Consider the following 21,942-nt stretch of genomic DNA (forward strand, 5'->3'; position numbering starts at 1 on the left):
GATTGGCTCATGGCGGGGTGTCCTCAGCGGCCGGGCTGGGCCCGGTCCCAGGGGAAGAGGCGGCGGCCCAGCAGGCCGAGCAGCAGGTCGCTGCCGAAGCCGATCACGCCGATGATCGCGATCGCGGCATAGACGTTCTCGAAGTGCTGGTAGCGCGCCTGCTGGGTGATGAAGAAGGTGATGCCGCTGCTGGTACCTATCAACTCGGCGACGATCAGGTAGGTCCAGGCCCAGCCGAGCAGGATGCGCTGGTCGCGGTACAGGTCGGGCAGGATGCCGGGCAGCATCACGCGCGTCACCAGCTGCGAGCCCTTGGCGCCCAGCGTGCGCGCGGCCTCGATCAGCGTGGCCTCCAGCTTGCGCGTGGTGTTGGCGATGATCAGCACCTGCTGGAAGAAGGTGCCGATGACGATGATCGCGATCTTGGGCCCGTCGTAGATACCCAGGATGGCCACCGCCAGCGCGCCGAAGGCGGGCGCGGGCAGGTAGCGGAAGAACTCGATGAAGGGCTCGGACAGCGTGGCCAGCGGCCGGTAGGTGCCCGCCAGGATGCCCAGCGGCACGCCCAGCACGGAGGAGATGAGGAAGCCCCAGAAGATGATCTGGATGCTGTGCCACAGGCTCTGGTGCAGCCAGGGCGCGTCCTTCTGCTCGGGCGCGGTGGTGAAGGCGGTGTACAGCGCGCGCGCCACCTGGTGCGGCGCCGGCAGGTACACGGGGTTGGCCGGCACGCCCGTGGGCAGCGCCTTGCCGGCCGTGCGCGCGTCGGCGAGTTCGCGCTCGAAGTCGTCCCGGTCCACCAGCATGCCGGGCTGGAAGTAGTCCACGCTGCCCGCCGCCTCGATCTTCACCTTGGGGTGCCAGACGAAAGGCAGGTAGGACACCGCGCACCACAGCAGCAGCGGCAGCAGGAAGGATGCGAGGGTCAAGAGAACCCCCGGCCGGCGGCGCAGGGCCGCCAGCTTCTGGGCGATGGAACGCACGGAGTGATGCGGCGGCGCGAGCCACCGGGTCAGGGGTTTACTTGGCGGCAGCCGTCAGCGAGGGATCGATGTAGGTGTCGATCTTCTGGCTGAAGCTGTACACCTTGTTGTACCAGTTGAAGGTGTTGGCGATCTCGGTCGAGCCGTAGAGCGACTTGAAGTCGTTGCCCTTGGCGTAGGCCTTGCGCCCCTCTTCCAGGGTCAGCAGCTTGGTGCCCTTGAGGAAGGGCAGGTACTCCTCGGGCGTGACGCCGGAGCGGGCCGCCATGATCTTCACGGCGTCGGGCTGGGTCTTGGGGTCCTCGATGTAGGCGACCACGCGGTCCCAGACCTTCACCACCTTCTGCCAGTCGGCCCGGCGCGCGCTCAGGCTGGCCGGGTTGACGGCGAGCACGTCGAAGATCAGGCCGGGTTCGTCGGCCGAGGTGTAGACCGGCTTGGAGCCGGGCACCGCCTTCAGGGCCTGGCCGACGATGGGCTGCCAGGCGCCCACGGCGGCGATGTCCTTGGTGGCGAAGACCTGCGGCATCTCGTTGGTCTTGGCGTTGACGATCTCGATGTCGCCGGCCTTCATGCCGGCCTTCTTCATGGCGTTGCGCAGCAGCAGGTGCTCGACCAGGCCGTTCTCCACCGCCACCTTCTTGCCCTTGAGGTCGGTGATGCTCTTGATGCCGGGCTTGGCGACGATCATGTCGTTGCCGTTGGAGTAGTCGGTGATGAGGATCATCACGTTCTTGCCGCCGCCGGCGCCGGTGACCAGCGCATCGCCGTTGGTCATGGTGACCGCGTCGATCTTGCCGGCGGTGAAGGCGTCCATGGAGGCCGAGTAGTCGAACCACTCGAACTTCACGTCCACGCCGGCGTCCTTGAACCAGTTCTTCTCGATGGCCACCTGCCAGGCCACCCAGCCCGGCCAGTCGCTGTAGCCGATCTTGAGCGGCTCGGCGGCCAGGGAGACGGCGGACGCGCCCAGGGCGGCGGCCGAGAGCAGGACTTTGGAGAGCAGGCGCAGCGTGGCCCGTTTCGCCGGATGCTGGAGCATGGGTAATTCCCTCGAGTGGTGTTACGGAACTTGGAAAACGTATTACTCAAGGGGAGATAGCAGCTTGCATGCCAACCGTGGCGCCAGCGCCCGCGCGGCCGGCTTTTCCCTCTGGAAAGCGCCCCTGCGGGAGGGAAAAGAGGGCGTCTGTCGGGGCCCGCGCGCCCTCCCCGCTTTGGTGCCGGCGCACCAAGCCCGTTTGCTGACCTGCATCAAGGCGAGGCGGCGCCGCCGCCCCTAGGCTTGCGCGAGGAGTCTCATGCCATGCCCACGCTGAACTGGTCCGCCGCGCTCGAAATCGAATACCCCGCCATGGACGACACGCACCGCGAGTTCGTCGAGTTGCTCGCCGCCTGCGAGGCCGCGGCCGACGCGGCGCTGCCCGCCGCCTGGGACGAGTTCATCGCCCACACCGAGGAGCACTTCGGCCAGGAGGACCGCTGGATGGAATCCACCGGGTTTTCCACGGGCAACTGCCACAGCACGCAGCACAAGGTGGTGCTGCAGGTGCTGCGCGAGGGCGCGCAGCGGATGGCCGCGGGCGACAGCGCACCCACGCGCCAGATGATCCGCGAGCTCGCGGCCTGGTTTCCCCAGCATGCCCAGAGCATGGACGCCGCCCTGGCGCTGCACCTGCGCAGCGTGGGCTTCGACCCCGCGACCGGGGCCTGCGACCGCCTGCCCGCGCAGGCGCTGCACGGCTGCGGCGGCGCGAGCTGCGGCGGCTAGCGGGACGCGCTGAGCCCCCCCCGGCGCCCGGGCGGCTCAGGGGCTGACGGTCACGCCCTTCCAGAACGCGACCCGGTCGCGCACCATGCTGGCCTCGGGCTTGGGGTCCGGGTAGTACCAGACCGCGTCGGTGTTGAGTTCGCCATCCACCAGCAGCGAGTAGTAGCTCGCCTGCCCCTTCCAGGGACAGCTGGTGTGGTGGTTGCTGAACGTGATGTAGTCGCGGTTCAGCGCCGAGGCAGGGAAATAGTGGTTGCCCTCGACCAGCACCGTGTCCTCGCTCTCGGCGATGACCTTGCCCTTCCACATGGCCTTCATGGCTGCTCCTTCTGTTCGTTGTCGCCGGCGGCGGGCGCCTCCAGCCAGTGCACGGAAAACAGGCGCTCCGGGTCGGTCCACACGGGGCCGGGCCGGAAGCCCGCACGCTGCGCCAGCTCGCGCAGGCCGGCGATGCTGAACTTGTAGGAGTTCTCGGTGTGCAGCGTCTCGCCCTCCTCGAACTCGTAGGACTGGCCGGCCAACCTGACGGCCTGCCGGCACAGGCTGACCAGGTGCATCTCGATGCGGCGCAGGGGCGCGTTGTAGAACGCGCTGTGGGCGAAGGCGTCCAGGTCGAAATCGCAGCCCAGTTCGCGGTTGGCGCGCACCAGGAGATTGAGGTTGAAGGCCGCGGTCACGCCCTGGGCGTCGTTGTAGGCGGCGTGCAGGCGGTCCGGCTGCTTGATGAGGTCCGCCCCCAGCAGCAGCGCGCCGCCACGCAGCAGGCCGGCCGCCGACTGCAGGAAATGCAGCGCCTCGGCCGGGCTGAAGTTGCCGATGGTGGAGCCGGGGAAGAAGCCGAGCCGCCGCCCGCTGCCGGCCAGGGGCGCGGGCAGGCGCACGTGCTGCGTGTAGTCGGCCACCACGGGCTGCACCTCCAGCGCCGGGTAGGCCGCGCGCAGCGCCTGCACGCTGTGCTGCAGGTAGTCGCCGGAGATGTCGATCGGCAGGTAGCGCGCGGGCGCCTGCATCGCGTCCAGCAGCAGCCGCACCTTGCGCAGCGAGCCGGCCCCGAACTCCACGATCTCGGGGCGCGGCCCGATGCGCGCCGCGACCTCGCCGGCGCAGGCCGCGAGGATGCTCAGCTCGGTGCGCGTGGGGTAGTACTCGGGCAGTTCGCAGATCGCATCGAACAGGCGCGAGCCCTGGTCGTCGTAGAAGTACTTGGGCGACATGCTGCGCGGGCGCTCGGCCAGCGCGGCCTGCAGGTCGACGCCGAAGGCCGATTCGGCCGCGGCCTGGGTCTCGGTCTCGGTCGGGGTGGACGTGCTCTCGGTGATGCTCAGCATGCAAGGTCCTTGGCCAGGCGCAGCCCGGAAAACTGCCAGCGGGCCGCCGGCGGGAAGAAATTGCGGTACGTGGGCCGCGCATGGCCCGCCGGGGTGGCGAGACTGGCGCCGCGCAGCACCTGCTGGCCGACCATGAACTTGCCGTTGTACTCGCCCACGGCGCCCGCCCAGGGCCGGAAGCCCGGGTAGGGCTCGTAGGCCGAGCGGGTCCACTGCCAGGCGTGGCTGGCCGCCTGCCGGAAGCCCGGGCCGGCACACGCGTGCTCCCACTCGGCCTCGGTGGGCAGGCGCGCGCCGGCCCACTCGGCATAGGCCATGGCCTCGTAGAAGCTGAGCTGCATGACCGGCTCGCCCGGGTCCAGCGGCCGGACCCCGTGCAGGCCGAAAACCTGCCAATGGTCGGCCGGTGCCCGCGGATCCCCCGGCGCGATCCAGTACGCCGGGTGTCGCCAGCCGCCTTGCTGCACCGCCGCCCAGCCATCGGACAGCCAGAGCGAGGCGCGCTCGTAGCCGCCATCGGCCACGAAGGCGGCGTACTCGCCGCAGCTCACCAGCCGGTCGGCGATCGCATGCGGGGCCAGCATCACGGGATGGCGCGGCCGCTCATTGTCGAAGGCGAAGCCGCTGCCCTCGTGCCCGATCGCGGCCACGCCGCCCGCATGGTCCAGCCAGCGCAGGGGGGCGGGCGCGGCCGCCAGGCTGGCCACCGGCCCGGCCGGCAGCACCGCGGGCAGCAGCGGGTTGCACCAGAAGGCATGCAGGATGTCCGTGTACATCAGCTCCTGGTGCTGCTGCTCGTGCTGCAGCCCCAGCGCCAGCAGCGGCTCGGCGGCCGCCCAGGCCTGGGCCCCCGCCTCCTGCGCGAAGCGGGCCAGCGCCTCGTCCACGTGGGCGCGAAAGCGCAGCACCTCCGCGTGGCCGGGGCGCGTCAGCAGGCCGCGCTGGGGCCGGGGGTGGCGCGGGCCCAGCGATTCGTAATAGGAGTTGAACAGGTGGGCGAAGCGCTCGTCGAAGGCGCGGTAGCCCGGCTGGTGCGGCGCCAGCACCACCGCCTCGAAGAACCAGCTGGTGTGCGCCAGGTGCCACTTGGTGGGGCTCGCGTCCGGCATGGACTGCACGCACTGGTCCTCGGGCGTGAGGCGGGCGGCGCGGGCCAGGCTTTCGGCCCGCACCGCGAGCAGGCGGTCCAGGAGGGCCTGGCGGTCCTCGTTCAGCGTCGTGTCGGGCGTGCGGGCTGGCACTGCGGGCATGCGTTCTCCTGCGTGGGGCCCGCGGCGCGGACCTTGTGGAAGTCGTGGTCGCCCCCTCCGCGGCGATTACAGCACAGGGGTGCGCGCCGGGCGTGACACGCCAGCGCCTGCTGACAGACGGGCTGCCGGCAGCCCATCAGCCCGGGCCGGCCAGCGCCTGCAGGCGCCCGTTGTGCACGCGAACGCGCGAGCCGGGCGCCATCGCGCCCCGCTGCTCCAGCACCTGTTCGCTGCCGTCGTCCATGCGCAATTGCATCTGGAAGGCGCGCGCCCGGCCGCCGCCGCTCTCGCGCAGGGCCACCACGCGCAGCACGGTGCCGCAATCGGCACAGGCCGGGGCGGCACCCGCGGCGCGGGCCGCAGGCGGCGCGCCGGCCGGCTGCAGGGGCGGCGCCTGGACCACGGACTGCGGGCCGGGCAGCGGTTGCGCGGGCAGTTGCAGGGGGGGCAACGCGGCCTCGGGCGGCGCCTCGCGCGGCACGTACCAGGCCGCGCCCAGCCCGACCGCGGCGACCGTGGCCACGGCGATGGCCGTCACCCAGCCGGCACCCCGGTCGACGGCGGCGGGGCGCGCCGCGCCCTCCACGCGCTGGCCCGGCGGCGCCTTCGCGCCCTGCCCTTCGGTCCGCGCATCCTGCATGCGCCGTTTGTAGGGCCTGGGGCCGCGCGGGCGTGTAGGCCGGCGCCGACAGTGGGCGGCTCAGACGGCGCCGTGCGGGTGCGTGGGGTCCACCCAGAGCACCTGCTCGGGCTTTTCCACGGGCGCGATGTCCAGGTTCACCGCCACCGCCTCGCCGTCGCTGCGGCAGAGCACGCACTCCAGCACCTCGGTCGGGCTGGCGTTGATCTCCTGGTGCGGCACCCAGGGCGGCACGTAGATGAAATCGCCCGGCCCGGCCTCGGCGGTGAACTCCAGCTGTTCGCCCCAGCGCATGCGGGCCCGGCCGCGGACCACGTAGATCACGCTCTCCAGGTGCCCGTGGTGGTGGGCGCCGGTCTTGGCGTCGGGGTGGATGGTGACGGTGCCGGCCCACAGCTTCTGCGCACCGACCCGGGCGAAGTTGATCGCCGCCTTGCGGTCCATGCCCGCGGTGGAGGGCACGTTGGGGTCGAGCTGCTGGCCCGGGATGACGCGCACCCCGTCGTGCTTCCAGCGCGGGTCGCCCTGCGCGGGGTCGTGGTCGTGGTCGTGGTTGTGCTTGTCGTGGTCGTGGCTCATGGCTTGCCTCTGCTCGTCAGTCCAGCGCCGCGTACACCAGCGCGCGGAACAGGTTGCGGTAGTAGATGCGCTGGCCCGGGGCCTGCGTCATCAGGATGCCCACCAGGTCCTCGCGCGGGTCGACGAAGAAGGAGGTGCCACCGATGCCGCTCCAGAAGTACTGGCCGGCCGACCCCGGCTGCGGGCCCAGGCCGTCCTGCAGGCGGACCGCGAAACCCAGGCCGAAGCCGTAGCCCGGCAGCAGCAGCTCGCCCACCGGCGGGATGCCGCCCAGGTGGTCGGCCGTCATCCACTCCACCGTCTTGCGCGAGACCAGCCGCTGGCCCTGGTGCAGGCCGCCGTTGCGCAGGCACTCCAGGAAGGCCAGGTAGTCGGCGGCCGTGCCCATCAGCCCGCCGCCGCCGGATTCAAAGGCCGGCACCTCGCGCGGCTCCAGCATGCGCACCGCAGCGCCGCTGTCGGGGTCGGTCGCGAAGGGCTCGGCGATGCGCGCCCACTCGGCCTGGGGCACGGCGAAGGCCGTGTCGCGCATGCCCAGCGGGCCCAGGATGCGTTCCTGCAGCAGCCGGCCCAGCGGCTGGCCGGACACCACCTCCAGCAGGGCGCCCAACACGTCCGTGGCCCGGCTGTAGTGCCACACCGTGCCCGGGTGGTCGGCCAGCGGCAGGCTGGCCAGCACCTCGCAGAAGGCGGCGTTGGTGCGCGAACGGTCGGCGATGTCGACCGCCGCGTAGCGCTTGTTCACCGCGCCCGTGCCCAGGAACTCGTAGGTGAGCCCCGCGGTGTGGCGCAGCAGGTCGTGCACCGTGGCCGGCCGGCGCGGCGGCTCCATGCGCAGGCCGTCGCCCTCCGGCACGCCCACCTGCTGGCGGCCGAAGGCCGGCAGGTACTGGGCCACCGGGTCGCCCAGCTGCAGGCGGCCCTCCTCGGCCAGCATCAGCGCCGCCAGCGAGACGATGGGCTTGGTCATGGAGTAGATGCGGAAGATCGCATCCGGCGCCATGGCCGCGTCGGCGGCCGGGTCGCGCCGGCCCATCGCTTCGAAGGCGGCCACGTGGCCGCCCTGGGCCACCACCGCGACGGCACCGGGCAGGTGGCCGCGGGCGATGTGGGATTGCAGCGTGTCGCGCAGCCGCGCCAGGCCGCGCGGGTTCAGTCGCGCCATGCTGGAAGTCTCCTTGTGTCTGCGTGCATTGTGCCGCCGCCCTGCGCGCCCGGTGTCGCGCAGGGGCACCCTGGCCGCGTTCCAGGCTTGCCGCCACGCTGGTGGACCGGCGACACTGCACGCAACGCACCACGACCCGGAGACACCCATGGCCCTTCGCATCGTCCGCCTGGGCTCGCCCCGCGCGAAGAACGAAGGCCTGCGCCTGGGCACCGTGCGCAGGCCGCCGCGCGGCGTGCCCAAGGCCGAGTTCGCCCAGCGCGACTTCTACGACACCTGGCTGCCCACGCTGGCCCCCAGCGCCCCGCTGATGGCCCAGGGCCAGGCGGCCGCCGACGACAAGGCCTGGGCCGCCTTCCAGCGCAAATTCAGGGCCGAGATGAAGTCGCCCGAAGCCAGCCACCTGCTGGACCTGCTGGCCGCCCTCTCGCACCAGACCTCGTTCTCGCTCGGCTGCTACTGCGAGCACGAGTCGCACTGCCACCGCGGCGTGCTGCGCGAGCTGCTGGCCGCGCGCGGTGCCGCGATCGAGGCCTAGAGCCGGTTGTGCACCGCCGTCGCCGCGATGGCGGCATGCCCGGCGGCGACGTTGATCTGGTTCAGGCCGTCGGCCACGTCGCCGGCGGCGTAGAGGCCGGGCACGGTGGTCTGCAGGTGCGCGTCCACCACCAGCTGGCCATCCTCCAGCGCCTGCGCGCCCAGGGCCGTGGCCAGGCCCGAGGCATGGTGCACGCCCAGCGCCGGGTACAGCACGTCGAAGCGCAGCACGCGGCCGTCGGCCAGCTCGGCTTCCACGCCGCGGTCGGGGTCGCAGGCGAGGCGGGCCGGCTCGCCGCCCTCCAGCGTGACGTCCAGGGCCCGCAGGCGGCCCAGGTCCTGCGGCGGCAGCCCCTGGTGCGAGCCCAGCGACAGCCAGGTGACGCGGTTGCCGAAGCCGGCCACGAAGCAGGATTCGCGCAGCCCGTGCGCACCGGGGCCCAGCACCGCCACGCTGCGACCCTGGGTCTCGAAGCCGTCGCACACCGGGCAGTAGCGCACGTGGCCGGTGCGCAGGCCGTCGGCCAGGCCGGGCAAGGCCGGCTCGACGTCGCGACCGCCCGTGGCCAGGATGACGTGGCGCGCACGCAGCTGCTGCGAACCGGCGCGTGCAGTGAAGACGCCGGCCTCGTCCCGGGCCAGCGACTCCACCTCCCCCATGGCCAGGGGAACCCGGTAGGCCGCGGCGTGCGCGCGCAGGCGCTCCAGCAAGGCCTCGCCGGGGATGCCGTCCGGAAAGCCCAGCACGTTGCGGCTGCGCGGGATCAGGCCGAGCCGGCTGCGGCCGGCGTCCACCACCAGCACCCGGCGCCTGAAGCGCGCCAGGTACACCGCCGCCACCAGGCCGGCGGCGCCGCCGCCCACGATGAGGCAGTCCAGCGGCGCCTCAGCCGGCATGCACGGCCCGCGTCAGGCGAAGGGCAGGCGCTTCACGACCATCAGGTGGAAGATCAGCAGGAAGGCGACGAAGGCGATCGCGCCCAGCACGGTCCAGGCCGCGACCCAGCGGCCCCAGGCCACCGGCAGCGAGAGCGCGCCCTCGGCCTGCGCCCGCGCGGCCAGCGCGCGCAGCCGCAGCTGGATCCACACCACGGGCAGCCAGCAGGCGATGGCCACGGCGTACAGGGCGATGGACTGCGCCACCCAGGGCGTGCTGGCCGGCAGCCGGGCCTGGCGCAGCAGCCACACGCCGGTGAGCGGCTGCAGCACCGCCGTGCTGGCGGTGAACAGCCAGTCGGCCAGCACCACGCGGCGGCTCATCCAGGCGGCCATGTCCACCTCGCCCCCCAGGTGCGCGAGCAGCAGGTAGAAGGCCGAACCGATCCCGGTGCCGAAGAGCACCGTGGAAGAAAGAACGTGAAGCCACTTGATCGTCAGGTAGTCCATCAACGGCGGGGCTCGCAGGCCCACGCGATGCCGATGGCCGCCATGATCGGGAGGTTCTTGCTCAGCGGCCCGTAGGGATGCAGCCAGTATTCGGGCAGGAAAAACGAGATCAGCGCGGTGTAAGCCGCCACCAGCAGCAGCTGCGCCGCCCACACCGGGCCGCGCCGGCGGGCCGGCAGCACCAGCAGCGCCAGGCCCAGCAGCAGGTCCAGCCCGGCCGCGCCATGCAGTGCCAGGGTGGCCGCACCGCCGTGCAGGCCCACGCGCGCCAGCAGCGCCAGGCTGTCCGCCACCGGGTACAGGCCCAGGGACACGACGCCGGTCCAGATCCACAGCAATGCCAGGGTCACCCGCAGCAGGGGCAGCAGCAGGCCCAGCAGGACCTCGCGGCGCTGCGCCTCGCCCTCGGCGGCGGGGATGAAGCTGTCCGGTGCGCGCGGCGCCCGGCCCAGCAGCGCGCGCAGGTCCGCATCGGGGGCGGCGTTGCCCTGCAGCAGCATGCCGGCGGTCTCGCGGTCCAGCGGGCTGCCGGGGAACAGGCCCGCGACGCGGGCCACCGCGAGGAACAGCGGCGTCGGATAGGGGCCCATGCGCAGCGGCGAGCGCAGGCCCAGGGAACGTCGCAGGGTGGCCAGGTAGTCGCGCATGGCCATGCGCGCCGGGCCGGTGAAGGCGATGGTGCGCGGCCGCTGCGGCGGCGCCTCCACCAGGGCCACAATGCCCGCGACCACGTCGTCCACGTGCACGGGCTGCACCGCCATGCCGCCGCGCTGCGGCATCAGCACCACGGGCATCAGGGCCAGGGTCTTGAAGAGGCCCGCGCTGGCACCGTCGTCGCCGTAGACCAGCGAAGGCTGCACCACGGCGCCGGGCAGGCCCAGCGCGCGCAGCCGGTCGTCAGCGGCCTTCTTGCTCAGGTGGTAGCGGCTGGTGGCCGAGTCGTCGGCGCCCAGGGCCGACACCTGCACCACGGCCTTGACGCCCGCGGCGGCGCAGGCCTCGAACAGCGCGGCCGGGCCACGGTGGTGCAGCGCGTCGAAGCGCTGGCCCTTGACCTCGCGCAGGATACCCACGGCATTCACCACCGCGTCCACGCCGCGCAGGTGGGGCACCCACCAGCCGGCAGCGGGCACCTGGCCGAAATCCAGCGGCAGCCAGCGCATGCCCGGCGGCGTTTCGTCCCAGCGGCCGCGCGCGGCGCCCACCACCTCGTGGCCTCGCGCAAGCAGGGCCCGCGCCACCTTGCGGCCAATGAAACCCGTCGCCCCCGTGACCAGTACCCGCACGTCCACCTCCGCCATGTGTCTGAAAAGCCGGGCGAGTCTATGCCAGCAGCGCAAAAACTGCCGGGCACCGGGTTACGGCTGGAGACGCCGGCCCCCGTGCCGCGGTCGCCCTGCCTATGCTGGCGCATGGACATGCACACACACGCCCACCCCGGCCCCTGGGGCCAGGCCCTGCGCGACGGCGCGCTCGGCGGCACCGTGGCCAGCCTCTGCTCGGCCGCCGCCATGGTGCTGCTGGCCCGGCGCGAGGACCGCGGCCAGGCCGCCGCGCCCATCAACGCGGTGAGCCACTGGATCTGGCCGCACCAGGCCTTCCGCGAGGACCGGCCGAGCTGGAAGTACACCGGCACGGGTCTGGCCATCCACCAGGGCGCCGGCCTGTTCTGGGGCGTGCTGCACGCGCGCGCCCAGGCCCTGCGCCCCGATGCGGCGCGCCAGCCCCTGCCGGCGCTGGCCGGCGGCCTGGCCGCCGCCGCGCTCGCCTGCTTCGTGGACTACAAGCTCACGCCGCAGCGGCTGCAGCCGGGCTACGAGGCGCGGCTGTCGCGCGGGGCGCTGGCCCTGGGCTACGGCGCCTTCGGCCTGGGGCTGGGCCTGTCCGCGCTGCTCCTGGCGCGCATGCGGGAAGACTGAAGCGGCGGGCAGCAGGACCTCGCGCCTCAGGCGGCGGGTATTGGGTATCGCGCCTCAGGCGGCAGGCAACGGGTGTCGCGCCTCAGGCGGCGGGCAGCAGGTGTCGCGCCTCAAGCGGCGCTCAGCGGGTGTCGCGCCTCACGCGGCGCTCAGGCTCCGGCGCGTGCCCGCGTGCTGCGCCGTCAGCGCCGCCGCCACCGCGCTGCCCAGGGAGTTGATGTCGAAGGGCTTGCGCAGGATGGCCGGCTTGCCGGCCAGGCGTTCGACCGCGGCCATGTCGGCATAGCCCGTGGCGAGGATGACGGGGAACTCGCCCACCATCTCGCGCGCCTTGGAGATCACCTCGGCGCCCGTCATGTCGGGCATGGCGTAGTCGACCACCATCAGGTCCGGCTTGTCCTGTGCGATGGCCGCCAGGCCCTCGGCGCCGTTGGCCGCCTCGATCACGGTGTAGCCGATGAGGCCCAGGCATTCGACGATCACGCGGCGCACGTCGGCGTCGTCCTCCACGACCAGGATGCGGCGCAGCTTCTCGCCCTGCGGCAGCGGCGCGGCGGCGGGCGGCTCGGCCAGCTCGGGCGCCTGCAGGTGGGCGGCCGGGAAGCACAGCTCCACCGAGGTGCCGCGCCCCAGCTCGCTGCGGATGAAGGCCAGGCCGCCGGACTGCCGCGCGAAGCCGTACACCTGCGACAGGCCCAGCCCGGTCCCGTGCCCCAGGGGCTTGGTGGTGAAGAAGGGGTCGAACACCTTGGACAGCACCGCCGGGGGGATGCCGGGGCCGGTGTCGCTGACGCTGACCACCACGTAGTCGCCGCGCGGCATCTGCCCGTCCAGGTCGGTGTCCAGGCGCCCGCAGGTGGAGATGGTGAGCGTGCCGCCCTCGGGCATGGCGTCGCGCGAGTTCACCGCCAGGTTCAGCACCGCCATCTCGAGCTGGCTCGCATCGACCACGATGGAGGCCTGGTCCTCGCACAGGTCCAGGGTCACCGTGACCAGCGAGCCGGCGGAGATCTCCAGCAGGTCGCGCATGCCCAGCAGCAGCTTGTTGACGTTGGTCAGGCGCGGCACCAGCGACTGGTTGCGCGCGAAGGACAGCAGCTGGCCGGTGAGCTTGGCACCGCGCCGCGCCGCGCTCTTGGCGCGCTCCACCACCGGCTTGACCTTCTCCTCGCGCGCATACAGCGAGATCAGCTCCAGGTTCATGTTGACCACGTGGAGCAGGTTGTTGAAGTCGTGCGCGATGCCGCCGGTGAGGCGGCCGATCGCCTCCATCTTCTGGCCCTGCGTGAGCGCGGCCTGGGCCCGCTCGCGCTCGGCGATCTCCTTCATCAGCCGGTTGTTGGCCGTCGCCAGCTCGCGCGTGCGCGCCTCGATGCGCTGCTCCAGCGCGGCGTTCAGCTGCTCGACCTCGGTGCGCGCGCGGCTGATCTCGTCCAGGTGCTCGCGCGTGATGTACTGGCGCCGACGCGCCCGCACCGCCGCGTCGGCGGCGCTGGCCAGCGTCTCCGCGTTCAGCGGCCGCTCCAGCAGGATGACGTTGCCCAGTCCGTGCAGCGTGGCCACGGCGCCGGCCGGGCGTGGGCCCACCTGGCGCGAGGCCAGCACCACGAAGGGGAAATCCGACCAGGGCGGCTGGTGCGCGAGCCAGCGGCGCAGGCCGTGCACCAGCACCGGCTCGCCCAGCGCCTCCTCGGTGATCACGGCGGCGGCGGCGCCGCTTTCCAGCGCGGCCAGCAGGCCGCCCGGGGTTTCGCAGACCTCGGTCACATGGGCCGGCCGGATGACGTCGCGCACCACCGAGGCATCGCGGCCCCGGGGCGCATGGACCAGGACGCGCAGTTCGGTCATCCCTGGCCCTTCCGGCCCCGGGCCCGCTCCAGGGCCGGGTCGACCTCGGCCACGCGAGGCTCCACCCCGGGGTCGTCCAGGTCGCCATCGGACAGCAGCGCCAGCTTGCCGCGGTAGGACGGCACCCCCGTCATCACGCCCTCGAAATCGGTCAGGGCCTCGCCCACCTCGATGCCGCTGGCGCCGAGCCGGAACTCGCGGATCGTCAGCTCGTGGGCGCTGGTGCGGCTCTTGACCACGGACACGGCCTTGAGCAGGCTGCCACGGGCCTCGAAGAAGCGGAACATGAGGATGCCGTCGCTCAGGTAGCTCAGGTCCACGTCGCCGCGCAGATCGCCCAGGACGCCGTGCTGCGAGAGGATGAGCAGTGTCACCACCCCGCGCTGGTTGAGGAAGGTGAGCAGCTCGTGCATCTGCAGCATGAGGTGCTTGTCGCCCGGCATGGCCTGCAGGTAGGCGTTGAGGCTGTCGATCACCACGATGCGCGCCTCGTGCTCCACGGCCGTGCGCACCATGTTCGCAAATTCGCCGGGCGAGACCTCGGCCGGGTCCAGCGTGCGAAGGTCCAGGCGTCCGTCCTCGATGAAGGGCTCCACGTCCAGCGCCAGCGCGCGCGAGCGCACCAGCAGGGTGTTCAGGCCCTCGTCGAACAGGTAGTAGGCCACGCGCTCGCCGCGCATCAGGGCGGCCCGCACGCAGGCGATGGCCGTGGTGGTCTTGCCCACGCCCGAGGGGCCGCTGAACAGCAGGTTGCTGCCGCGCACCAGGCCACCGCCCAGCAGCCGGTCCAGGCCCGGCGTGCCGCTGGACACCGTCTCGGGCTGGAAGTGGCCGCGATGCTCGGCCGCGACCAGGCGCGGAAATACGGCGATGCCGCCGGTGTTCAGGTTGAAGTCGTGCTCGCCGCCGCGGAAGGGGATGCCGCGCATCTTGATCACGCGCAGGCGGCGCCGCTCGGGGCCGTACTGGTCCACGCTCTGCTCCAGGCAGATCACGCCGTGGGCGATGCTGTGCAGCTGCAGGTCCTCCTGCGAGGCGCTGCGGTCGTCCAGCAGCAGCACCGTGCACTGGCGGGTGGCGAAGTAGCTCTTGAGCGCCAGCACCTGGCGGCGGTAGCGCAGCGGGTTCTGCGCCAGCAGGCGCATTTCGGACAGGCTGTCGAACACCACCCGCAGGGGCTGCACCCGCTCGGTGGCGGCCATGATGCCGCGCGTGGTCTCGCCCAGCTCCACCTCGGACGGATGCAGCACCGACTGCTGAGAATCCAGGCTCAGGCCCTCATCGGTGACGAGCTGGAAGATCTCCACCCCGTCCAGGTCCCAGCCGTGCGACTGGGCCACCGTCAGCAGTTCGCTGGTGGTCTCCGACAGCGTGATGTACAGGCCCTTCTCGCCCAGCTCCATGCCGCGGCGCAGGAACTGCAGGCCCATGGTGGTCTTGCCGGCGCCGGGGTTGCCCTCGATCAGGTAGAGATGGTGGGTGGGCAGCCCGCCGCCAAGCACGGCATCCAGGCCATCGATGCCGGTGGAGGCGCGTTCCTGCTCAGGAATGGGACGGGGTGAAAAAAAACTGCTGGGCATCGAGGCTGGTGAAGTTGCGGCCGCCGGCTTGCAGCCGCCAACGAAGGCGCCATGCTAGGCGCGCACGGTCGTGCAGGCTGTAGGAGGAGGCCGACAGTCGAGTCAGGGCGACGCCGCGATGGCGTCCCCCGGGCGGGCCTCAGGCGGCGCCGCGGCCCTGCTGGCTGGGCAGGTAGGTGGCGCGGCGGGCCCGCTGCACCTCGCCCAGCGGCCGGTGTTCGGCCAGGCCCTGCCAGGGGTCGAAGGCGCCCGCCTCGACCTGCCGGGCCAGCGCCTGACCGGCGGGCGAACCCAGGTCCTGGCGCGGCAGCATCAGGTGCGCGACCGTGCTCCAGGGCGTGGCCCAGGCCACCGTCGGGTCCTCGATCGGGGTCGAGCGTTCGTCGGCGTAGTACTGCATCTGCAGGTCCCAGTGCAGCGGACGGGCGCGCAGCCGGTCGCAGAAGTCGGCGGACCAGTCGGCCTTGCCCCGGGCGGCCGGGCCGTTGGCCGCGGCGGGCAGCAGGCGCAGGCGCACCGCGTAGGGGCCGCAGGCCATGGGCAGCACGCTGTGGAAGGTCTCGCTCGCGAAGCCCTGGAAGCGCCGCGCGGTGCTGGCCGCCATGCGGGCCAGCTGCAAGGGGCCGCCGATGAGCCCGTAGCGCGACACCAGGTGGCGCGCCAGGGACCGCCCGCCCCGGCCGGCCGCCTCGACGAAGCCCAGGAACTCGTCGCTGGCGCGGAAGGCGAAGCGCTCCTGGTTGATGAAGGTGAAGTTCTGGACCTCGGTGGGCTGGCCGAAGTTGGAGGGTCCGGCGACGCCGAAGACCCGCAGCGCGAAGCCGCGGATGTCGGGCTTCGCATCGGGCCCCCGGTCGAAGCTGCCGTTGGACAGCCGCAGCCAGACCTCGAGGTCGCGCGGCTCCGCGAAGACGCCGTGCTGGGCGTAGCCGGGCGTGCCGTCCAGCACCTGCAGCGTGCCCTGCGCGGCCACGACCTGCTTGCGGTGCAAGGCGCGCCCGTCGCCCCACTTCAGCGACTTGCGGGCCTGGAGCTCCTCGATGATGTCCGCGTAGCGTGCATGCCGTACCGCTTCGTCCGGTGCGACCCTCTCCTGCCACGCAGTGCTCGGTGCGAGCGACCTGCGAACCATGGGACAACTCTTTTTCTTATGATTAAGTTACAAAGTTTACGCATGGCAGCAGTTCCGTCAACCGGGCGGGGATTTCCTCAGGCGCTGTTCTCGGCTTCCTGCAGGGCCCGCCACATCACCTTGCCGCTGCCGCTCTTGGGCAGGGTCTCGGCGAACTGCACGATGCGCGGCACCTTGTAGACCGCCATGTTCTCGCGGCACCACTCGATGATCTGCTCCTCCGTCACCTGGCCCCGGTGGCTGGGCCGGATCACGACCACGGCCTTGACCGTCTCGCCGCGGTAGGCGTCGCGGGTGGCGATGACGCAGGCTTCCTGGATGGCGGGGTGGCGGAACATCAGCGCCTCCACCTCGGCCGGCCAGACCTTGAAGCCGGAGGCGTTGATCATGCGCTTGAGGCGGTCCGTCATGAAGAAGTAGCCGTCCTCGTCCATGCGGCCCAGGTCGCCGGAGCGGAAGAAGCGCTTGCCCTCGAACTCGATGAAGGCCGCCGCCGTGGCGTCGGGCCGCTTCCAGTAGCCGTTGAACACCATGGGGCCGCAGATGATGATCTCGCCCTGCTCGCCCACCGCCACTTCCTTCAGGGTCTCGGGGTCGACCACGCGGGCGTCGCAGCTCATGTAGGGCACGCCCAGGCACTGCTGCTTGGGCCGGTCGGGCGGGTTGCTGTGCGAGGGCGCGGCCGTCTCGGTCAGGCCGTAGCCTTCCACGTAGCGCAGGCCGAACTCGTCGAGCAGGCGCTGGGCCACGGCCTGCGGCATGGCGGCGCCGCCGCCGCCGATGTAGCCCAGGCTGGACAGGTCGTACTCCTTGAAGTGCGGGCTGGCCAGCAGGTCGATCACCATGGTGGGGATGTTGGTCCAGTTGGTGACCCCCCACTGGGAGATCAGGCGGCCGGCGAGGTCGCGGTCCCAGCGCGGCATGATCACCAGGGTGCTGCCCAGCCAGATGCTGGTGTGCATCACCGTCACCATGCCGGTGATGTGGAACATGGGCACCACCAGCAGGGTCACGGCCTCCACCGTGCCATTGCCCCAGGCGGCGCCGGCGATGGCGTTGTGCATGATGGTGCGGTGCGGGTGCATGCAGCCCTTGGGCAGGCCGGTGGTGCCGCTGGTGTAGGGCAGCACGGCCAGGTCTTCCGGGCCCACGCGCAGCTCGGGCACCGGCAGGGTGTTGTCGATCGCCTCGGCCCAGGCCATGGCCTGGCCGTGGGCCAGCGTGGGCAGTTCGTGCCGCGTCAGCAGCCAGGGGCGCCAGGCCTCGGGCATGTCGGCGCCCGGCGCCTGCGGATCGAAGCAGTCGGTGAAGTGGCTGACCACCAGGTGCGCCAGCTGTTCGGCCTGCGGCAGCTCGTCGTTGGCGCGGGCCAGTTCGGGCGCCAGGTCGGCCGTGGTGATCGCCACCTTGGCGTCGGGGTCGCGGATGTAGTGCTTGAGCTCCTCGGCCCGGTTCATGGGGTTGACCGGCACCACCACCGCGTTGGCGCGCAGGATGGCGAAATGCGCGATCACCAGCTGCGGGCAGTTCTGCATGTTGAGCACCACCCGGTCGCCGTGCTGCACGCCCAGCGCCGCCAGCCGGGCCGCCAGGCGCTCGGCCTGGGCCAGCAGGTCGCGGTAGCTCAGCACGTGCCCGAAGAAGACCAGCGCGGCCTTGTCGGGGTAGCGGCGGGCGCTGGTGGCGAGGTTGTCCCAGAGCGAGGTCTCGGGGGTGCGAAGGGCATGGGGCAGGCGCGCGGGCCAGAACTTGTGATGCGGACGTTCCATGCGCGGGGAGGCTAGCGCCCCTGGGCCGCCACCGCATCAGGGATGATCCCCAAGACGTCGCCTGCGCGACCCGGGCGCCTCAGTGGCTGTGGCGGTGGTGCGCGTCCGGGTAGTGCGGATGGGTGTGAACCAGGGGCGCGTGATGGTGCGCGTGGGCGTGCCGGGTGCCCGCGGGCACGGGCGGCACGTGCACGTGGTCGTGGTGCTCGTCCCCGGCGCCGTGCACGTGCACGTGCGCATGGTCCAGCGGCTCGTGCGCATGGGCATGCGCATGCCGCTCCGCCAGGTGCAGGGCCACGCCGGCGGCCATGAGCGCGGCGGCCAGCCCCAGCGCCAGCGTGACGGGCTCGCCCAGCAGCAGCACGGACAGCAGCGCGCCGAAGAAGGGCGCGACCGAGAAATACGCGCCGGTGCGCGCCGTGCCCAGCTCGCGCAGGCCGACCACGAACAGGGCCAGGCTGGCGCCATACGAGAGGAACCCGACCACCGCGGCCCCTGCGACGACGGCGGGCGCCGGCCAGGCGGCGCCCAGGGTCAGCGCCAGGACCAGGTTGGTGGTGCCGGCGGCCAGGCCCTTGGCCATGGCGATCCAGGTTGCGTCCGAGAGCGAGACCTTGCGCGTGAGGTTGTTGTCCACGCCCCAGGCCAGGCAGGCGCCCAGCACCAGCAACGCGGGCCGCCAGCCGGCCCAGGCCAGCTGGCCGGGCCAGCTCAGCACCAGCCCGCCGGCCACGATGCAGAGCATGCCCAGCACGATGCGCCGGTCCACGTTCTCGCGGAACACGCACCAGGCGATGACGGCGGTGAACACGGCCTCGGCGTTGAGCAGCAGCGAGGCGCCCGAGGCCGGCATCGCGGCCAGCCCGGCCATCAGCAGCACCGGCCCGGCGACGCCACCGCTGGCGATGGCCCCGGCGAGCCACAGCCGTTCGCCGGGCGGCAACCGCACCGGCTCTGAGCGGCGCACGCGGCGCAGCAGGGCCAGGCCCAGGCCCGAGCCCAGGTACAGCAGGGCCGCCAGCAGCCAGGGGCTGGCGCCGGCGAGCAGCAGCTTGGCCAGCGGCGTGCCGGCGCCGAACAACAGCGCGGCCGACAGGCTCGCGGCAACGCCCCGCGACAAGCTCATCGCGGGGCTCCAGGGACCATCAGGTGGAAGGGGCTCACGCCCCCGATGGTACGTCCCCGCTCAGCGCGTCATGCGGGCCATGATGTAGCCGATGGCGAAGGCGCCGGCCACCACCGCGAGCGGGTTGGCACGGATCTGCTCGCGCGCGGCCTCGCCGTACTCCTGTTGCCAACCCATCACGCGGTCGGCACTGCTGCCCAGGGTTTCGGCCATGCTGTCCACGGCGGCGTGCGCCTTCTGGGCGGCCTTCTGCACGGTCTCGCGGCCGGCGGCGGTGCCGCTGGTGCCGGTGCCGGTGCCGGTGCTGCCCATGGTGCCGGTGCCCAGGGTGTCGATGGTGGGGGAGCTGGATGCGGTGTCGCTGTTCATGGCGGGGCCTCTCGTGTTCGTCGGTGGTTTGGAATTGCCTCGCCCACTCTAGGAAGCTCTGCGGCCCTGCCCTGTCGGCCAAGGAACCGCACCGGCTGTAGGACGGCACCGGCGACCCCGCCGCGAGGCCCATGGATAATGAATTCATGGGCTCCATCACCGATGTCGCCGGCCTGCTGGCCGGGCATTTCACCGACCCGCGGCGGCCCACCGGCTGCACCGTCGTGCTGGCGCCGGAAGGCGCCGTGGCAGGCGTCGACGTGCGCGGCGCCGCGCCCGGCACGCGCGAGACCGACCTGCTCTCCCCCGCCAACACCGTGGACCGCGTGCACGCCGTGCTGCTGACCGGCGGCAGCGCCTTCGGCCTGGACGCGGCGGGCGGCGTGATGCGCTGGCTGGAGGCGCGCGGCATCGGCGTGCCGGTGGGGCCGGTGCGCGTGCCCATCGTGCCGGCCGCCGTGCTGTTCGACCTGCTGGTGGGCGATGCGTCCGTGCGGCCCGACGCGGCCGCCGGCCATGCGGCCTGCGAGGCGGCCAGCGCGGCCGCGCCCGCGGAGGGCAACGTGGGCGCGGGCGCCGGGGCCACCGTGGGCAAGATCTTCGGCGGCGCCTATGCCATGAAGGGCGGCATCGGCAGCGCCTCGCTCAGCGTCGCGGGCGTGACCGTGGGCGCGATCGTGGCCTGCAACGCGCTGGGCGACGTGCTGGACCCGGACACCGGCCGCCTCGTCGCCGGCGCGCGCACCGAGGACGGCCTGCGCCTGCGCGACAGCCGGCGCGCGCTGCTGCGCGGCGAGCTGCCCGCTGCGCTGCTGGCGGGCACCAACACCACCATCGGCATCGTCGCCACCGACGCGCCGCTGACCAAGGCCCAGGCGCAGCGCCTGGCCGCCGTGTCGCACGACGGGCTGGCGCGCAGCATCAACCCCGTGCACACCCCCTCGGACGGCGACACGATGTTCGCGCTCGCGACCGGACGCGCCCCGCGCTCGCCCGGCATGATGCTGCTCTGCGCCCTGGCCGCCGAGGCCACCGCCCTGGCGGTGCTGCGCGCCGTGCGCGCGGCCGAGTCCCTCACGCTGGACGGGCTGCGCCTGCCGGCCGCACGCGACATCGCGGCATGAGGCCTCCCCACATGCCCAAGGTGGTGCGCTACACCCTGCTGTCCATCCGCGACCTGCTGGTCTCGGCCGGGCCCTTCGCGGTCCTGGCCGTGGCGCTGCTGGTGATGGCCTACCTCTGGCTGGACCCGACGCCGCCGCACAAGGTGCGCCTGGCGACCGGGCCGGCCCAGAGCGCCTACGACGAGTTCGGCAAGCGCTACCGCAAGGCCCTGGCGGCGAACGGCATCACGGTCGAACTGGTGCCCAGCCAGGGCTCCTCGGACAACCTGCGCCTGCTGCGCGAGGGCCGCGCCGACCTGGGCTTCGTGCAGGGCGGCAGCAGCGAGGACGCGCCCACGGCCGATGGCGGCATCGAATCACTGGGCAGCCTGTTCGTGGAGCCGGTCTGGCTGTTCTACCGCGACGAGGGCCACCGCTCGCTGGATGCGCTGACCCAGCTGCAGGGCCTGCGCGTCAACGTGGGCACGCCGGGCAGCGGCGAGCCCGCGCTCATGAGCAAGCTGTTCCAGGCCAACAAGGTCGATCCTTCGCAGCTGAAGCTGTCGCAGCTGGGCCAGACGCCGGCCACGGTGGCCTTCCTGGGCGGCGACCTGGACGCGATCGTCTTCGCTTCGGCGCCCGAATCGCTGATGGTGCAGATGCTGCTGCAGACGCCGGGCGTGAAGCTGATGGACTTCGCGCAGAGCGAGGCCTACTCGCGCCGCTTCCCCTTCCTCACGCCGGTGGTGCTGCCGCGCGGCGTGGTCGACCTGGCGCGCGACATGCCAGCCACCGACCTGCACCTAGTGGCGACCACCACGGCCCTGCTCACGCGCAAGGAGACGCACCCGGCCCTGCTGGAGCTGTTCGCGCTGGCGGCACGCGACATCCACAGCCCGGCCGGCTGGTTCAACCGCGCCGGCGCCTTCCCGACCATGGAGCACAGCGAGTACCCCCTGTCGCGCGAGGCCGAGCGCACGCTGCAGGGCGGCCGGCCCTTCCTGCAACGCTGGCTGCCTTTCTGGATGGCCAACGTGGTCGAGCGCATGTGGCTGGCCCTGGGCCTGATCATCGCCATCCTGCTGCCGATCTCGCGCATCGTGCCGCCGCTCTACCAGTTCCGCATCCGCTCGCGCGTGTTCCGCTGGTACGCGCAGCTGCGTGACATCGAGCTGCAGATGCACGAGGACGGCGCCGACAAGGCGCGCCTGGCCCGCGAGCTGGAGGCGCTGGACGAGCGGGTCGGGCGCATCCACGTGCCGCTGTCGTATGCGGACGAGTTGTATGCGTTGCGGGGGAATATCGCGCTGGTGAGGAGGAAGGTGGAGGGGTGAGTCTTCCTCCACCCGGGTGCGTGGTTCGCTGAGGGCTCGTTCGAATCCCTTCGGGGCGGGACTTGATCCCTGCGGGGCTTGGTTTGGCCCCTCCGGGGCGGGCCCCCACTCTCCCCCCGCCCT

The 21,942-nt window shown here is 72.4% G+C and carries 22 protein-coding genes; 5 read left to right on the forward strand and 17 right to left on the reverse strand.

The window, feature by feature from the left end:
• Positions 1-23 precede the first annotated feature (23 nt).
• A complete protein-coding gene (locus IM725_RS15160) occupies positions 24-983 on the reverse strand; it encodes an ABC transporter permease (RefSeq protein ID WP_407692530.1) in 960 nt (319 codons plus the stop codon).
• A 37-nt stretch (positions 984-1,020) separates the two neighbouring features.
• Entirely contained in the window at positions 1,021-2,025 is a 1,005-nt protein-coding gene (locus tag IM725_RS15165; protein WP_193781478.1) for an ABC transporter substrate-binding protein, read from the reverse strand.
• 264 nt (positions 2,026-2,289) lie between these two features.
• On the opposite strand from IM725_RS15165, the gene IM725_RS15170 reads away from it, so the two are divergent.
• A complete protein-coding gene (locus IM725_RS15170; protein WP_193781479.1) occupies positions 2,290-2,754 on the forward strand; it encodes a hemerythrin domain-containing protein in 465 nt (154 codons plus the stop codon).
• A gap of 36 nt (positions 2,755-2,790) precedes the next feature.
• Here IM725_RS15170 and IM725_RS15175 read toward each other — a convergent pair whose 3' ends face one another.
• The 6 genes from IM725_RS15175 to IM725_RS15200 form a co-directional block, all read right to left on the reverse strand.
• Positions 2,791-3,072 (reverse strand): DUF427 domain-containing protein, encoded by a 282-nt coding sequence (locus tag IM725_RS15175; RefSeq protein WP_193781480.1) that lies wholly within the window; start codon positions 3,070-3,072, stop codon positions 2,791-2,793.
• Positions 3,069-4,082 (reverse strand): L-histidine N(alpha)-methyltransferase, encoded by a 1,014-nt coding sequence (gene egtD / locus IM725_RS15180; protein WP_193781481.1) that lies wholly within the window; start codon positions 4,080-4,082, stop codon positions 3,069-3,071. Before egtD ends, IM725_RS15175 begins: the two co-directional genes overlap by 4 nt.
• Positions 4,076-5,332, reverse strand: coding sequence for an ergothioneine biosynthesis protein EgtB (egtB, locus tag IM725_RS15185; protein WP_193781482.1), 1,257 nt, complete (start codon positions 5,330-5,332; stop codon positions 4,076-4,078). Before egtB ends, egtD begins: the two co-directional genes overlap by 7 nt.
• Positions 5,333-5,468: 136 nt before the next feature.
• Complete coding sequence (locus tag IM725_RS15190) at positions 5,469-5,972, reverse strand: hypothetical protein (protein ID WP_193781483.1); 504 nt, start codon at positions 5,970-5,972, stop codon at positions 5,469-5,471.
• A 60-nt stretch (positions 5,973-6,032) separates the two neighbouring features.
• Entirely contained in the window at positions 6,033-6,551 is a 519-nt protein-coding gene (locus IM725_RS15195; RefSeq protein ID WP_193781484.1) for a cupin domain-containing protein, read from the reverse strand.
• Positions 6,552-6,567: 16 nt separating this feature from the next.
• Positions 6,568-7,716, reverse strand: a complete 1,149-nt coding sequence (locus IM725_RS15200) for a serine hydrolase domain-containing protein (RefSeq protein ID WP_193781485.1) — start codon at positions 7,714-7,716, stop codon at positions 6,568-6,570.
• Between the two features lie 148 nt (positions 7,717-7,864).
• Here IM725_RS15200 and IM725_RS15205 point away from each other — a divergent pair, with 148 nt between their 5' ends.
• Complete coding sequence (locus IM725_RS15205; RefSeq protein WP_193781486.1) at positions 7,865-8,254, forward strand: DUF488 domain-containing protein; 390 nt, start codon at positions 7,865-7,867, stop codon at positions 8,252-8,254.
• Here the strand turns inward: IM725_RS15205 and IM725_RS15210 are convergent.
• The 3 genes from IM725_RS15210 to IM725_RS15220 are packed head-to-tail and all read right to left on the reverse strand — an operon-like array spanning position 8,251 to position 10,931.
• Positions 8,251-9,150: an NAD(P)/FAD-dependent oxidoreductase gene (locus IM725_RS15210; protein ID WP_193781487.1), complete on the reverse strand. Its 900-nt coding sequence runs from the start codon at positions 9,148-9,150 to the stop codon at positions 8,251-8,253. The two genes, IM725_RS15205 and IM725_RS15210, sit on opposite strands and share 4 nt — an antisense overlap.
• Positions 9,151-9,162: 12 nt before the next feature.
• Positions 9,163-9,639, reverse strand: a complete 477-nt coding sequence (locus IM725_RS15215) for a DUF2269 family protein (RefSeq protein WP_193781488.1) — start codon at positions 9,637-9,639, stop codon at positions 9,163-9,165.
• Entirely contained in the window at positions 9,639-10,931 is a 1,293-nt protein-coding gene (locus tag IM725_RS15220) for an SDR family oxidoreductase (protein WP_287066799.1), read from the reverse strand. The genes IM725_RS15215 and IM725_RS15220 overlap by 1 nt, the downstream gene beginning before the upstream one ends.
• A 120-nt stretch (positions 10,932-11,051) precedes the next feature.
• Between IM725_RS15220 and IM725_RS15225 the strand changes: the two genes are divergently transcribed.
• Positions 11,052-11,558 (forward strand): hypothetical protein, encoded by a 507-nt coding sequence (locus tag IM725_RS15225; protein ID WP_193781489.1) that lies wholly within the window; start codon positions 11,052-11,054, stop codon positions 11,556-11,558.
• 138 nt (positions 11,559-11,696) lie between these two features.
• Here IM725_RS15225 and IM725_RS15230 read toward each other — a convergent pair whose 3' ends face one another.
• The 6 genes from IM725_RS15230 to IM725_RS15255 all read right to left on the reverse strand — a co-directional run bounded on the left by IM725_RS15230 (position 11,697) and on the right by IM725_RS15255 (position 19,382).
• Complete coding sequence (locus IM725_RS15230; protein ID WP_193781490.1) at positions 11,697-13,406, reverse strand: ATP-binding protein; 1,710 nt, start codon at positions 13,404-13,406, stop codon at positions 11,697-11,699.
• Positions 13,403-14,986: an ATPase domain-containing protein gene (locus IM725_RS15235; protein WP_193781491.1), complete on the reverse strand. Its 1,584-nt coding sequence runs from the start codon at positions 14,984-14,986 to the stop codon at positions 13,403-13,405. Before IM725_RS15235 ends, IM725_RS15230 begins: the two co-directional genes overlap by 4 nt.
• A 139-nt stretch (positions 14,987-15,125) precedes the next feature.
• Entirely contained in the window at positions 15,126-16,118 is a 993-nt protein-coding gene (locus tag IM725_RS15240; RefSeq protein ID WP_193781492.1) for a catalase family protein, read from the reverse strand.
• Between the two features lie 77 nt (positions 16,119-16,195).
• Positions 16,196-17,887: a long-chain fatty acid--CoA ligase gene (locus IM725_RS15245; RefSeq protein ID WP_193781493.1), complete on the reverse strand. Its 1,692-nt coding sequence runs from the start codon at positions 17,885-17,887 to the stop codon at positions 16,196-16,198.
• A gap of 79 nt (positions 17,888-17,966) precedes the next feature.
• Positions 17,967-19,013 carry a DMT family transporter gene (locus IM725_RS15250; RefSeq protein WP_193781494.1) on the reverse strand — a complete coding sequence of 349 codons (1,047 nt, stop codon included), beginning with the start codon at positions 19,011-19,013 and terminating at the stop codon, positions 17,967-17,969.
• 60 nt (positions 19,014-19,073) lie between these two features.
• Entirely contained in the window at positions 19,074-19,382 is a 309-nt protein-coding gene (locus tag IM725_RS15255; RefSeq protein WP_193781495.1) for a hypothetical protein, read from the reverse strand.
• Positions 19,383-19,528: 146 nt separating this feature from the next.
• On the opposite strand from IM725_RS15255, the gene IM725_RS15260 reads away from it, so the two are divergent.
• Positions 19,529-20,506 carry a P1 family peptidase gene (locus tag IM725_RS15260; RefSeq protein ID WP_227753846.1) on the forward strand — a complete coding sequence of 326 codons (978 nt, stop codon included), beginning with the start codon at positions 19,529-19,531 and terminating at the stop codon, positions 20,504-20,506.
• Positions 20,507-20,517: 11 nt separating this feature from the next.
• Positions 20,518-21,819: a TAXI family TRAP transporter solute-binding subunit gene (locus IM725_RS15265; RefSeq protein WP_193781499.1), complete on the forward strand. Its 1,302-nt coding sequence runs from the start codon at positions 20,518-20,520 to the stop codon at positions 21,817-21,819.
• Positions 21,820-21,942 lie beyond the last annotated feature (123 nt).

It is taken from the genome of Ramlibacter aquaticus (genome assembly GCF_015159745.1).
Lineage (GTDB): Bacteria > Pseudomonadota > Gammaproteobacteria > Burkholderiales > Burkholderiaceae_C > Ramlibacter > Ramlibacter aquaticus.

Coding starts and splice junctions, on each gene's coding strand:
- IM725_RS15175 (WP_193781480.1), bottom strand. CDS start 3,072: ATGAAGGCCATGTGGAAGGGCAAGGTCATCGCCGAGAGCGAGGACACG.
- IM725_RS15195 (WP_193781484.1), bottom strand. CDS start 6,551: ATGAGCCACGACCACGACAAGCACAACCACGACCACGACCACGACCCC.
- IM725_RS15235 (WP_193781491.1), bottom strand. CDS start 14,986: ATGCCCAGCAGTTTTTTTTCACCCCGTCCCATTCCTGAGCAGGAACGC.
- IM725_RS15210 (WP_193781487.1), bottom strand. CDS start 9,150: ATGCCGGCTGAGGCGCCGCTGGACTGCCTCATCGTGGGCGGCGGCGCC.
- egtD (WP_193781481.1), bottom strand. CDS start 4,082: ATGCTGAGCATCACCGAGAGCACGTCCACCCCGACCGAGACCGAGACC.
- IM725_RS15240 (WP_193781492.1), bottom strand. CDS start 16,118: ATGGTTCGCAGGTCGCTCGCACCGAGCACTGCGTGGCAGGAGAGGGTC.
- IM725_RS15200 (WP_193781485.1), bottom strand. CDS start 7,716: ATGGCGCGACTGAACCCGCGCGGCCTGGCGCGGCTGCGCGACACGCTG.
- IM725_RS15205 (WP_193781486.1), top strand. CDS start 7,865: ATGGCCCTTCGCATCGTCCGCCTGGGCTCGCCCCGCGCGAAGAACGAA.
- IM725_RS15230 (WP_193781490.1), bottom strand. CDS start 13,406: ATGACCGAACTGCGCGTCCTGGTCCATGCGCCCCGGGGCCGCGATGCC.
- IM725_RS15265 (WP_193781499.1), top strand. CDS start 20,518: ATGCCCAAGGTGGTGCGCTACACCCTGCTGTCCATCCGCGACCTGCTG.
- IM725_RS15255 (WP_193781495.1), bottom strand. CDS start 19,382: ATGAACAGCGACACCGCATCCAGCTCCCCCACCATCGACACCCTGGGC.
- IM725_RS15165 (WP_193781478.1), bottom strand. CDS start 2,025: ATGCTCCAGCATCCGGCGAAACGGGCCACGCTGCGCCTGCTCTCCAAA.
- IM725_RS15245 (WP_193781493.1), bottom strand. CDS start 17,887: ATGGAACGTCCGCATCACAAGTTCTGGCCCGCGCGCCTGCCCCATGCC.
- egtB (WP_193781482.1), bottom strand. CDS start 5,332: ATGCCCGCAGTGCCAGCCCGCACGCCCGACACGACGCTGAACGAGGAC.
- IM725_RS15190 (WP_193781483.1), bottom strand. CDS start 5,972: ATGCAGGATGCGCGGACCGAAGGGCAGGGCGCGAAGGCGCCGCCGGGC.
- IM725_RS15215 (WP_193781488.1), bottom strand. CDS start 9,639: ATGGACTACCTGACGATCAAGTGGCTTCACGTTCTTTCTTCCACGGTG.
- IM725_RS15170 (WP_193781479.1), top strand. CDS start 2,290: ATGCCCACGCTGAACTGGTCCGCCGCGCTCGAAATCGAATACCCCGCC.
- IM725_RS15250 (WP_193781494.1), bottom strand. CDS start 19,013: ATGAGCTTGTCGCGGGGCGTTGCCGCGAGCCTGTCGGCCGCGCTGTTG.
- IM725_RS15260 (WP_227753846.1), top strand. CDS start 19,529: ATGGGCTCCATCACCGATGTCGCCGGCCTGCTGGCCGGGCATTTCACC.
- IM725_RS15225 (WP_193781489.1), top strand. CDS start 11,052: ATGGACATGCACACACACGCCCACCCCGGCCCCTGGGGCCAGGCCCTG.